The organism is Frigoribacterium salinisoli, from assembly GCF_054781095.1.
The window spans coordinates 364,663-376,842 of sequence record NZ_BAAGVB010000003.1; the positions used below are offsets into that span (position 1 = coordinate 364,663).

Below are 12,180 nucleotides of genomic sequence, written 5' to 3' on the forward strand. Positions count from 1 at the left end.
CGCGCCTCCTGACGGATCACCAGCGCGGGTGGACGACCTCGCGGAAGTACTGGTCGTAGATCCGGACGACCTCGCTGTCGAGGCCGTCGTCGAGGCGCACGGCGCCGGCCGCCGCGTTCGCACGGGCCTGCTCGACGTTGCGGGCACCGGGGATGACGGTGCTCACGCCCTCCTGCTCGGCGATCCAGGCCAGCGCGGCCTGCGGCACGGTGACGCCGTCGGGCACGGCCGCCGCGAACTCCTGTGCGGCGCGGACGCCCTGCTCGAAGTCGACGCCGCTGAAGGTCTCGCCCTGGTCGAAGGCCTCGCCGTGGCGGTTGAAGCTGCGGTGGTCGTCGGCGGCGAACGTCGTCTCGGTCGTGTACTTGCCCGAGAGCAGGCCGCTGGCCAACGGCACCCGCGCGATGATGCCCACGCCGGCGCGCTGCGCCGCGGGGAGGACCTCGTCGAGCGGCTTGAGGCGGAAGGCGTTGAGGATGATCTGCACGGTCGCGGTGCCCGGACGGGCGATCGCCGTGAGGGCCTGCTCGGCCGTCTCGACGCTCACGCCGTACGCCGCGATCGCCTGGCGCTCGACGAGCTCGTCGAGGGCGTCGTAGACCGCGTCGTCCTCGAAGACGGCCGTGGGCGGGCAGTGCAGCTGGACCAGGTCGAGGGTGTCGACGCCGAGGTTCGCGCGCGAGCGGTCCGTCCAGGCGACGAAGTTGTCGCGCACGTAGTTCGACGGGACCTGCTCGAGACGGCGCCCCATCTTCGTGCCCACCGTGAGCGGGGCCTCCTGGTTCGACCGCCGCCACCGGCCGATGACCTGCTCGCTGCGGCCGTCGCCGTAGACGTCGGCCGTGTCGAAGAACGTCACGCCCGACTCTGCCGACGCGTCGAGCACGGCGAGCGCGTCGGCCTCGCTGACGTCGCCCCAGTCGGCGCCGAGCTGCCATGTTCCGAGTCCGATGACCGAGACCTCGCGGCCGGTCCTTCCGAGGGTGCGTGTCTGCATGGGCCCGAGCGTAGGCGCGACCCCCGACGGCGGGCCGCCGACCTGCGCCTCCTGGCGCCTGCCCGGCTGCCCGGCTGCTCCCGCCGCGCCTCCTGCAGGCTCCCCGGGCCCTGCGGCTCCTGCCGGCTCCCCGGCTGCTCCCGTCGCGCCTCCTGCCGCCCTCCTGGGCCCTCCGGCCCCCTGCTGGCTCCCCGGCTGCTCCCGTCGCGCCTCCTGCCGCCCTCCCGGTGGGCTCCAGGCCCCCTCCCGTCGTAAAAGGCGACGGTTCTCCGCCGACACGCCGACGGCCGCGCCACCGCCGCGGCGCGTCGGCCCCGACTTGTCGCCTTTTACGACAGAAGGGGGCGGAAGGGGGGCGGAAGGGGACGGAAAGAGGCGGAAGGAGACACCAGGAGGCCGGCAGGAGGCCGGACGGACCGGGGGCAGGGACCGACGGGCCCGGTCAGCGGCGACGCGTGGCGGCACGCAGGATCGAGTAGGCGCCGGCGACCGCGACGAAGGCCACGGCGAGCAGCACGAGCCCGAGCAGGATCGCGCCCTGCGCCAACCGCACGACGCCGATGATCGCGAGCGCGGCGGCCAGGAGGCCCAGCGAGCGGGCGACGAGCGCGGCACCGGCGTCGAAGGGTCGCTGCGGGGGCATGCCGCCACCGTAGCCCGCCCGAGCACTGTCAGGGGTCCGGTGCAGGATGTCCCCGATGGACGACGTTCTCGAGCGCTTCTCCCCCGCGACCCGCGAGTGGTTCCGCGGGGCGTTCGCGGCGCCGACGCACGCCCAGGCGGGTGCCTGGCGGGCGATCAGCGAGGGTGCGCACGCGCTCGTCGTCGCGCCGACCGGGTCGGGCAAGACCCTGGCCTCGTTCCTCTGGTCGATCGACGCACTGGCGTCTGCACCGCCGCCCGACGAGAAGGCGCACCGCACGCGCGTGCTCTACGTCTCGCCGCTCAAGGCGCTCGGCGTCGACGTCGAGCGCAACCTCCGGTCGCCGCTCGTCGGCATCACGCAGACCGCGAAGAGGCTCGGCCTCGACGCGCCCGAGCTGACGGTCGGCGTGCGCTCGGGCGACACCCCGACCGGTGAGCGGCGCAAGCTGCTGTCGACCCCGCCCGACATCCTCATCACGACCCCCGAGTCGCTCTACCTGATGCTCACCTCGCAGGCCCGCGAGACCCTCAAGGGCGTGCGCACGGTCATCGTCGACGAGGTGCACGCGGTGGCGGCGACGAAGCGCGGCGCCCACCTGGCGCTCTCGCTCGAGCGGCTCGACGACCTGCTCGACGAGCCCGTGCAGCGCATCGGCCTGTCCGCGACGGTGCGCCCGCCCGAAGAGGTGGCGCGGTTCCTCTCGGCCTCCGCACCGGTGACGATCGTGGCCCCGCCGAGCGAGAAGCAGTTCGACCTGCGCGTCGTCGTGCCCGTCGACGACATGACCGAGCTCGGCACCGCCGCCCCGCTCGAGGGGTCGGCGGCCGGCAGCGCACCCCAGGGCTCGATCTGGCCGCACGTCGAGGAGGGGATCGTCGACCTCGTGCTCGAGCACCGGTCGACCATCGTCTTCGCGAACTCGCGGCGCCTCGCCGAGCGCCTCACGGCCCGGCTCAACGACATCTGGCTCGAGCGCACGGGCGGCGACGCCGCCGCCGAGGCGCAGCAGGGCGACGAGGCCGGTGAGGTCGAGCTCGCGACCGTCGGCGCGGTCGGCGCAGGAGGCACGACCTCCGCGGGCGAGGTCGGCGCGACCTCCGCGACGGGGCCGGGTCGCGCCTCCGGTGCTGCTCTTCGCGACCCGGTGACCGCGGGCGGAGCGCCGGCGCAGCTCATGGGCGGGTCGGGGCAGACCAGCGGTGCCGAGCCGCTGCTGGCCCGCGCCCACCACGGGTCGGTGTCGAAAGACCAGAGGGCCATGATCGAGGACGACCTGAAGAGCGGCCGCCTGCGCTGCGTCGTCGCGACCAGCTCGCTCGAGCTCGGCATCGACATGGGCGCCGTCGACCTCGTCGTCCAGGTCGAGTCGCCGCCGTCCGTCGCGAGCGGCCTGCAACGCGTGGGGCGCGCCGGGCACCAGGTCGGCGAGACCTCGCGCGGCGTGCTCTTCCCGAAGCACCGCGCCGACCTCATCCACTCGGCGGTCGCCGCCGAGCGCATGGTCACCGGGCTCATCGAAGAGCTGCGCGTGCCGACGAACCCCCTCGACGTGCTCGCCCAGCAGACGGTCGCCGCCGTCGCGCTCGACGAGCTCGACGCCGACGCCTGGTTCGACACCGTCCGTCGCAGCGCGCCGTTCTCGACGCTGCCGCGCTCGGCCTTCGACGCCACGCTCGACCTGCTGAGCGGCAAGTACCCCTCCGACGAGTTCGCCGAGCTGCGGCCCCGCATCGTGTGGGACCGCGTCCACGGCGGCCTCACCGGGCGGCCCGGGGCCCAGCGGCTCGCCGTCACGAGCGGCGGCACGATCCCCGACCGCGGCATGTTCGGCGTGTTCATGGTCGGCGAGAAGGCGGCGCGCGTCGGCGAGCTCGACGAGGAGATGGTCTACGAGTCGCGCGTCGGCGACGTCTTCGCGCTGGGCGCCACGAGCTGGCGCATCGAGGACATCACGCACGACCGCGTGCTCGTCTCGCCCGCCTACGGCCAGCCCGGCCGCGTCCCGTTCTGGAAGGGCGACGGACTCGGCCGCCCCGCCGAGCTCGGCCGCGCCATCGGCGGCTACGTGCGCGAGCTCGCGCACAGCAGCGAGTCCGACGCCACGGCCCGCGTCACGGCCGGCGGCCTCGACGAGCGGGCCGCGCGCAACCTCCTGACCTTCCTCGCCGAGCAGCGCGAGGCCACGGGGCACGTGCCCACCGACACCACGCTCGTCGTCGAGCGCTTCCGCGACGAGCTGGGCGACTGGCGGCTCGTCCTGCACAGCCCGTACGGCATGCAGGTGCACGCCCCGTGGGCGCTGGCCGTCTCGGCCCGCATCCGCGACCAGCTGGGCGTCGACGGCGGGGCGATGGCGGCCGACGACGGGATCGTCGTGCGCGTCCCCGACACCGACGCCGAGCCTCCTGGGGCCGACCTCTTCTCGTTCGAGGGCGACGACCTCGAGGCGATCATCACCGAGGAGGTCGGCGGATCGGCCCTGTTCGCGTCGCGGTTCCGCGAGTGCGCCGCACGGGCCCTCCTGCTGCCCCGGTACGACCCGGGGCGCCGCTCGCCGTTGTGGCAGCAGCGCCAGCGCGCGTCGCAGCTGCTCGACGTGGCCCGCAAGTACCCGTCGTTCCCGATCGTGCTCGAGGCGGTGCGCGAGGTCCTGCAAGACGTGTACGACCTGCCCGCCCTCATGGAGCTGACGGGAGCCCTCGAGCGCCGCGAGGTGCGCGTCGTCGAGACCGAGACGCAGGTGCCGTCTCCCTTCGCCCGGTCGCTGCTGTTCGGCTACGTCGCGGCGTTCATGTACGAGGGCGACTCGCCCCTCGCCGAGCGCCGCGCCGCCGCCCTCTCGCTCGACTCGACCCTCCTGCAAGAACTCCTCGGCCGGGCCGAGCTGCGCGAGCTGCTCGACGCCGACGTCATCGACCGCCACGAGCTCGAGCTGCAACGGCTCGTGCCCGAGCGCCGCGCCCGCGACGTCGAGGGCGTCGTCGACCTCCTGCGCCTGCTCGGCCCGCTCACCACCACCGAGATCGTCGAGCGCTCCTGGCTCGCCGACGGGGCCACCGCCTCCGGCGACGCCGCCGACGCCGCCCGCGCGACGCTCACCGACGCGCTCGCCGACCTCGCGCGCAGCAATCGCGTGCTGCGCTTCACGCACGCCGGGACCGAGCGCTGGGCCGGCGTCGAGGACGCCAGCCGGCTGCGCGACGCCCTAGGGGTCAACCTGCCGATCGGCGTGCCCACGGCGTTCGTCGAGCCCGTCGACGACCCCCTCGGCGACCTGGTCGGCCGCTACGCCCGCACCCACGGGCCGTTCACCCCCTCGGCGGTCGCCGAGCGGCTGGGCCTCGGCAGCGCCGTCGTGCTCGACGTGCTGCGCCGCCTGGGCGTGCAGCGGCGCGTCGTCGAGGGCGAGTTCCGGCCGCAGCAGCAGGGCAGCGAGTGGTGCGACGCCGAGGTGCTCCGCCGCCTGCGCAGCCGTTCGCTCGCCGCGCTTCGGCACGAGGTCGAGCCCGTGGCGCCCGACACCCTCGGGCGGTTCCTGCCCGCCTGGCAGCACGTCGCCACGGGCACCAAGGGCTCCGGCCTGCGCGGCCTCGACGGGGTGCTGCAGGTCGTCGACCAGCTCAGCGGCGTCTCGCTGCCGGCCTCCGCGTGGGAGTCGCTCGTGCTGCCCGCGCGCGTGCTCGACTACTCCCCCGCCATGCTCGACGAGCTCACCGCGACGGGCGACGTCATCTGGTCGGGCACCGGGACCCTGCCGGGCTCCGACGGCTGGGTGAGCCTGCACCTCGCCGACGGTGCCCAGGTCACGCTGCCCACCCCGGTCGGCACCGAGACCGACGAGCTGCAGCGCGAGGTGCTCGCCGCCCTGGCCGGCGGCGGCGCCTACTTCTTCCGCCAGCTCTCCGACGCGGTCGGCAGCACCGACGACGCCGGGCTCGTCACCGCCATCTGGGACCTCGTCTGGGCGGGGCAGATCACCAACGACACCTTCGCGCCGCTGCGGACGCAGGTCGGTGGCGGCCGTGCCGTGAAGCCGCGCACGCCCACCCGCTCCCGATCGTCGTACCGCAGCCGTGGCCGGGCGGCCCTGCCCCGGCAGAGCGGACCGCCCACGGTCGGTGGCCGCTGGTCGCTGCTGCCCCTCGCCGAGCCCGACGCGACCGTGCGGGCCGCGGCCACGAGCGAGCTCCTGCTCGAGCGGCACGGCGTCGTCACGCGCGGGGCCGTCGTCACCGAGGGGGTGCCCGGAGGCTTCTCCACCGTCTACAAGGTCCTCAGCGGCTTCGAGGAGACGGGCCGGGCCCGCCGGGGCTACTTCATCGAGGGGCTGGGTGCGGCGCAGTTCGCGACCGGGCCCACCGTCGACCGCCTCCGTTCGTTCGCCCGCGACGAGGGCGACCGCCGCGACGAGCAGGCCCTCGTCGCCGCCGGCCGCTCGCACGACGTCCCCGTCGTCACGCTCGCGGCCACCGACCCCGCCAACCCCTACGGCGCCGCCCTGCCCTGGCCCGACCAGGCCGGGTCCGAGGCGGGCGCCGCCGAGGCGGCTGCCCCGGCTGCACCGACAGGAGGCCCGACCGGCCCGAGCGCGGACGTCGCCCCCGCCGACGCCCCCGCCAAGGGCCGCGGCCACCGCCCCGGGCGCAAGGCGGGAGCCCTCGTCGTCCTCGTCGACGGGCGCCTCGTCGTCTACGTCGAGCGCGGCGGCAAGACCGTGCTGACCTTCGGCGGTCCCGACGAACGGGCGCTCTCGCTCGCGGCCGGGTCCCTCGCCGCGGTCGTCCGCCGCAGCCTCGGCAAGCTCGCGGTCGAACGCGTCGACGGCGAGTTCGTGCTCGGCACGCCGCTCGGCGACGCCCTCCGCGACGCCGGCTTCGCCCCGACGCCCAGCGGCGTGAGGCTCCGGGCGTGAGCGGCGCCAGGGGTGTGAGCGGCGTGAGCGGCGTGAGCGGCGTGAGCGGCGTGAGCGGCAGGTGCTGCGGTCGCCGCGTGAGCGGTGGCGACCGTCATGGCCGCGTGAGCGGCACCAGCGGTGGAAGCCGCGCCAGCGGTGCGAGCCGCACCAGCGGCGCCAGCGGCGCCAGCGGCGCCAGCGGCACCAGCCGCGCCAGCCGCGCCAGCGGCACCAGCCGCACCAGCGGCGCCAGCGGCGCCAGCGGCACCAGCCGCACCAGCGGCACCAGCGGCACCAGCCGCGCCAGCGGCGCCAGCGGCACCAGCCGCGCCAGCCGCGCCAGCCGCGCCAGCGGTGCGAGCCGCACCAGCGGCGCCAGCGGCACCAGCCGCGCCAGCGGGGCGAGGTCGACGCGACGGGCGGGGCGGGCCGGCGCGCGCCTCCTGAGCCCGAGCACGGAGGGCTGACCGGTGCCAGAAGGCGACACCGTCTACCGAGCGGCGAAGAACCTCGACGCCGTGCTGCGGGGCCAGGTGCTGACGCGCACCGACTTCCGCGTGCCCGCGTTCGCCACGGTCGACCTCACGGGCGTCGTGGTGGACGACGTGATCAGCCGGGGCAAGCACCTCCTGCACCACCTCGGCGACCTCACCCTGCACACGCACCTCAAGATGGAGGGGTCGTGGCACGTCTACAAGCACGGCACGAAGTGGCGGCGTCCGACGCACCAGGCGCGGGTCGTGCTCGAGACCGCCGAGTGGGTCACGGTCGGGTTCGACCTCGGGATCGTCGAGCTCGTGCCGCGCGACCCGGAGGACTCCGTCACCGCCTACCTCGGCCCCGACCTGCTCGGACCCGACTGGGACCCGGCCCTCGCCCTCGAGCGCCTTGCCGCCGACCCCGACCGTGAGATCGGCCTCGCGCTGCTCGACCAGCGGGTCATGGCGGGCGTCGGCAACGTGTACCGGGCCGAGCTGTGCTTCCTGCGCGGCGTGCTGCCCACACGGCCCGTCGGCGAGGTGCCCGACCTGCCGAAGATGGTCGACCTGGCGCACCGCCTCATCGTCGCCAACAAGGACCGCGTCGAACGCACCACGACCGGTCGGCTCCGGGGCACCACGGACTGGGTCTACGGCCGTGCCGGCAAGCCGTGCCTGCGCTGCGGCACGAAGGTCCTGCGCGGGCAGCTCGGCGAGAGCGAGCTGGAGCTGCGCGACACCTACTGGTGCCCCCACTGCCAGACCTGAACCGGCGGCCGCGGGCGGCCCGGGACCGGCACCGGCACCGGACCGGGGCGCCACCTCTTCGGCACTACGAAGTGAGCACGGCACCGCGAACTTCCACGGTGCCGAGCGCACTTCACGGTGCCGACGGTCGCTGCGCCACGGCCGCCACGGCCGCCGCCGCCACCACCGCCACCGCCACCGCCACCGCCACCGGCGCCGAACCACCCGCCTGCCCGCGAACCAGTCAGCTGACCGGTTCCCGAGCAGATGGCTGGTGCGCAGGAGGCGCGCCCGCCACCCGGCCGCACCGCACCGCACCGCGAAGGTCGCTCGGCACCGCAGACTTTCGCGGTGCCGAGCACACTTCGCGGTGCCGAGGGCGCCCGCGCGCCCGGCGACAGCACGACGCGCCCCCGCGGCGGCGCCGAACCACCCTCCTGCCCGCGAACCAGTCAACTGACCGGTTCCCGAGCAGATGGCTGGTGCGCAGGAGGCGCGCCCGCCACCCGGCACCCGGCCGCACCGCACCGCACCGCACCGCACCGCACCGCGAAGTTCGCTCGGCACCGCAGACTTTCGCGGTGCGGAGCGCACGTCGCGGTGCCGAGGGCGCCCGTGCACCCGGCGACAGCACGACGCGCCCCCGCGACGGCGCCCCGCGACGGCGCCCCCGCACCACGCGTCTGCGCGGGAACCGGTCCGCTGACCGGTCCCCGCACAGACGGCCGGTTCAGGAGGCGCTGACGGCCGGCGCGGCCGCGTCCTCTCCGCGACCGACGCGCGAGGCACGACGTCCGTAGGCGAAGTAGATGACCACGCCGACGGCGAGCCACACGGCGAAGCGCACCCAGGTGAGGGTCGTGAGGTTGAACATGAGCCACACGCAGAGCAGGGCCGAGACGATGGGCAGCACCGGCACGAACGGCACCCGGAAGGCGCGCTGCAGGTCGGGGCGGGTGCGGCGCAGCACGATGACGCCGATGCTCACGAGCACGAAGGCGCTGAGGGTGCCGATGTTGATCATCTCCTCGAGCACGCTGACCTCGGTGAACCCGGCGATGAGGGCGACGAGGACGCCGGCCAGCACCTGCACGCGCACGGGCGTGCGGCGCTTCTCGCTCGTCTTCGACAGGGCGCGGGGCAGGAGGCCGTCGCGGCTCATCGAGAAGACGATGCGGGCCAGGCCCAGCAGCAGGACCATGATCACGGTCGTGAGGCCGACGAGCGCGCCGACGGCGATCACCTGGGCGGCCCAGTCGATGCCGACGAGGCGGAAGGCGGTCGCGAGGGTGGGGTCGCCGGAGGCGGCCAGGTCGCGGTACGACACCATGCCGGTGAGCACGATCGCGACGAGCACGTAGAGCAGCGTGACGATGCCCAGGCCGAGGAAGATGCCGCGCGGCATGGTCCTCTGCGGGTCCTTGACCTCTTCGGCGCTGGTGGCGACGACGTCGAAGCCGATGAACGCGAAGAACACGAGCGACGCCCCGGCGAGCAGGCCGAAGACGCCGTACTGCGCGGGCTCGGCGCCCGAGAGGAACGAGAAGAGCGACTGCGACCACACGTCGCCCGCTCCGCCCGCGTCGCCGGTCGGCTGCGACGGCGGCACGAACGGCGTGTAGTTCGAGGCCTTGACGAAGAAGAAGCCGACGACGATGACGAACAGGACGATCGCGACCTTGATGACCGTGAACACCGAGCCGACGCGCGAGCTGAGCTGCGTGCCGAGCACGAGCAGCACCGTGAACGCGGTGACGATGAGGAACGGTGCCCAGCTGAGCGTCACCGGCCCGAGCGCGAGCGTGTCGGGGACGTCCAGCCCGAACCCGGCGAACACCTCGGTCAGGTAGATCCCCCAGTACTTCGCGAGCACGGCGGCACCGGTGAGGGTCTCGAGGATGAGGTCCCACCCGATGATCCAGGCGAGGAACTCGCCGAGCGTCGCGTAGGTGAAGGTGTAGGCGCTGCCGGCGACGGGGATCGTCGAGGCGAACTCGGCGTAGCACATGATGGCGAGGCCACAGGTGATCGCGGCGAGCACGAACGAGAGGATCACGCCCGGTCCGGCGAAGTTGGCGGCCGCGTTCGCGCCGACCGAGAAGATGCCGGCACCGACCGCGACGGCGATGCCCATGAGCGTGAGGTCGGCCGTGCCGAGCGAGCGCTTCAGCCCGGTCGACTCCTCGAGGGAGTCGGCGATCGACGACTCCACGGACTTGGTGCGCAGGAGGCTCCGGCTGGGCCTCGCCCCCGGTGTCGTCGTGCTGCGTGCGTCGGCCATGTGCGGTCTCCTGGTCCGGGGGCGCCGAGGGGGCGCACCGCCCCCGGCGCGGGGGCGACGCGTCAGTGTACCCAGCGGCCCGCGGCCCGGCCACGTCGGGGTCGGCGGCGGCCGCGGCTCCTCGGACCGCCCGCCGCCGCGCGTGCCTACGATGACCGGATGGGCGAGAGCGGGTGGACACCGGCACCTCCGGCGTCGGTCCCGCCCGCCGGCCGGCGCGGCGAGGACCCACTGGTGGACCGGGCGCGCGGCGCGGGCTCGGGCGGCTCCGACGCGGGCCCGTCCGGCGCCTCGACGGGACCGCGCCCGACCGGGGCCGGAGCGCCCGGGCCGCGCTCCGCCGGCCGTGACCGGGTGGGGCAGGAGGCGCCGGTCGACCCCGCCACGACGGTCGCCCGGGCAGCGGCCGACGACGTGCCGCTGCGGAGGGCGGGGCGTGCGGTGCGGACGCGCTGGGGGCGGGCCTCCGGCCGGACGCGCGTCGCGGCGGCGCTCCTCGCGACGGCCGTGGCGTCCGCGTTCGTGGTCACGGCGGGGACCGCCGCCCTCCCCGACTACGGCGGCGCCGGACCGGTCGCGGGCGGGGCCGTCGACGACCTGCGGCACGAGCCGGTCGCGGCCTCCTGGTCCCTCGACCCGGTCGCCGACCTCGGCCTCGACGCGCGCGAGACCTGCGTCGACCACGAGGTCGTGGGCACGGTCGGCGACGACGTGCTGCTCTCGGTCTCGCTCACCGGTCGGCAGGTGTTCGGCTCGCCGTCGTGCCCGAACGAGTCGCCCCGCCTGGTCCGCCTCGACCCGGCCACGGGCGCCGTGGCCTGGGTGCTCGACCCTGCCGCCGTGCTCGGCGTCGACCAGGGCAACGGGGCCGAGGGGCTCGTCACGGTGTGGTTCGACGACGCGGACCAGGTGCTGACCGGGGTCGCGGCGACGGGACCGACCGCGCGCGCCTCCGGCACCTCGGTGGTCGTCGAGGTGACCGGGGCGGCTGCCGCGGCGCACGCCCGGCTCGACCTGGGCACGGGCGAGGTCCACGACGTGCAGCGCTCGGGCGGGCAGGGGCGGTCGCGCGTCGTGTCGACGGTCGGGCCGCTCGCCCTCGTCGCCGACGCCGCCCCCGCCGGCACCACCGACAGCCGGGCCGACGCCGCCCCCGACGACACGGGGACCGTCCCCGACGACAGCTGGACCGGCACCGACGGCGGCACCGCCACCGACGCCGCCGGCACCGACGGCGCCGCCGCCGCCGCCCGCGACGCCCTCGCACCGGACGCGGTCACGCGCACCCGGTGGTCGCTGCTGCGGGTCGACGACCTGGGCGACCCGATCTGGACGGGCACGACCGAGGACGACGCCACGCCCCTGCTGCTCGCCGACCGCCTCGTGCTGCCGGGCGACGACGCGGCCCTGGTGGTCGACGCGGCGACGGGCGGGGCGTCGACGTGGCGGGGTGCCCTGCCGACCTCCGCGCTCCCCTTCACGGTGGACGGGCGCGCGTACGCGGCGTCCGCGCTCGGCGGGACGGCGGCGGGCGAGGCGGGCGGGCGGCTCACGGCGTACGCGCCGGACGGTCGCGTGCGGTGGACCAGGGACTACGTCGGCGAGCGGTTCCCCGTGCTGTCGGGCTCGTGCGTCCTGCTCACGGCGGGCGGTGCGGGCGTGCGCTGCGTCGACGTCGACACGGGCGAGCAGCGCTGGGAGCGTCCCGACGACGGCGCGCCGTTCCTCTCCGCCCGCCCCGCGCCGCCCGGCACGACGACGGGCGACGTGTGGGTGGAGGTCGCGCGGCGGGCGCCCGGGGCCGGCGGCGACGAGGCACGGACGGCGTGGACCCGGACGGTCCTCGCGCTCGACGAGGCGACCGGGGCCGAGCGCTTCCGCGCCGCCGTGCCGCGGGAGTCCCGGTTGCGGGCGGCGTCGCGGACGGTCGGCTACGCCTTCAGCGCCCGGTCGCAGACGGGCCGCGAGACGTCGGTGACGGCCTTCGACCTCGCCGACGGCCACGCCCTCTGGGAGCTGACCCGCGACGACGGCGACCTGCAGTTCTGGGGCGGCTCCCTGGTGCGCGTCGACCCCGACGGCACGGCGCACCGGCTGGTGGACCCGGTGCGCGTCGCTGGCTGAGGCGGCCCTCGT

Annotated in this window: 7 protein-coding genes; 3 read left to right on the plus strand and 4 right to left on the minus strand. The window is 75.6% G+C overall.

Translation table 11 applies throughout. From position 1 onward, the window contains the following. Positions 1–16 precede the first annotated feature (16 nt). The gene (locus ACYVHQ_RS09775) at positions 17–997 is read right to left on the minus strand and encodes an aldo/keto reductase (RefSeq protein ID WP_460512503.1); all 981 of its coding nucleotides are present in this window, start codon (positions 995–997) and stop codon (positions 17–19) included. Positions 998–1,439: 442 nt separating this feature from the next. Next, the gene (locus ACYVHQ_RS09780; RefSeq protein WP_460512505.1) at positions 1,440–1,640 is read right to left on the minus strand and encodes a hypothetical protein; all 201 of its coding nucleotides are present in this window, start codon (positions 1,638–1,640) and stop codon (positions 1,440–1,442) included. 55 nt (positions 1,641–1,695) lie between these two features. Between ACYVHQ_RS09780 and ACYVHQ_RS09785 the strand changes: the two genes are divergently transcribed. Then, on the plus strand, positions 1,696–6,555 hold the full coding sequence (locus ACYVHQ_RS09785) for an Lhr family ATP-dependent helicase (protein ID WP_460512507.1): 4,860 nt from the start codon (positions 1,696–1,698) through the stop codon (positions 6,553–6,555). Between the two features lie 94 nt (positions 6,556–6,649). Here the strand turns inward: ACYVHQ_RS09785 and ACYVHQ_RS09790 are convergent, their stop codons facing one another. Beyond that, on the minus strand, positions 6,650–6,994 hold the full coding sequence (locus tag ACYVHQ_RS09790; RefSeq protein ID WP_460512508.1) for a hypothetical protein: 345 nt from the start codon (positions 6,992–6,994) through the stop codon (positions 6,650–6,652). A gap of 13 nt (positions 6,995–7,007) precedes the next feature. Between ACYVHQ_RS09790 and ACYVHQ_RS09795 the strand changes: the two genes are divergently transcribed. After that, complete coding sequence (locus ACYVHQ_RS09795; protein ID WP_460512510.1) at positions 7,008–7,784, plus strand: DNA-formamidopyrimidine glycosylase family protein; 777 nt, start codon at positions 7,008–7,010, stop codon at positions 7,782–7,784. 709 nt (positions 7,785–8,493) lie between these two features. Here the strand turns inward: ACYVHQ_RS09795 and ACYVHQ_RS09800 are convergent. Next, positions 8,494–10,044 (minus strand): APC family permease, encoded by a 1,551-nt coding sequence (locus tag ACYVHQ_RS09800; protein WP_460512512.1) that lies wholly within the window; start codon positions 10,042–10,044, stop codon positions 8,494–8,496. Between the two features lie 234 nt (positions 10,045–10,278). Between ACYVHQ_RS09800 and ACYVHQ_RS09805 the strand changes: the two genes are divergently transcribed. Continuing rightward, positions 10,279–12,168 (plus strand): outer membrane protein assembly factor BamB family protein, encoded by a 1,890-nt coding sequence (locus ACYVHQ_RS09805; protein ID WP_460512514.1) that lies wholly within the window; start codon positions 10,279–10,281, stop codon positions 12,166–12,168. Positions 12,169–12,180: the final 12 nt, after the last annotated feature.

Bases quoted from the DNA above. Each gene is read 5' to 3' on its own strand.
- ACYVHQ_RS09775 (WP_460512503.1), bottom strand. From the start codon at position 997: ATGCAGACACGCACCCTCGGAAGGACCGGCCGCGAGGTCTCGGTCATC.
- ACYVHQ_RS09780 (WP_460512505.1), bottom strand. From the start codon at position 1,640: ATGCCCCCGCAGCGACCCTTCGACGCCGGTGCCGCGCTCGTCGCCCGC.
- ACYVHQ_RS09785 (WP_460512507.1), top strand. From the start codon at position 1,696: ATGGACGACGTTCTCGAGCGCTTCTCCCCCGCGACCCGCGAGTGGTTC.
- ACYVHQ_RS09800 (WP_460512512.1), bottom strand. From the start codon at position 10,044: ATGGCCGACGCACGCAGCACGACGACACCGGGGGCGAGGCCCAGCCGG.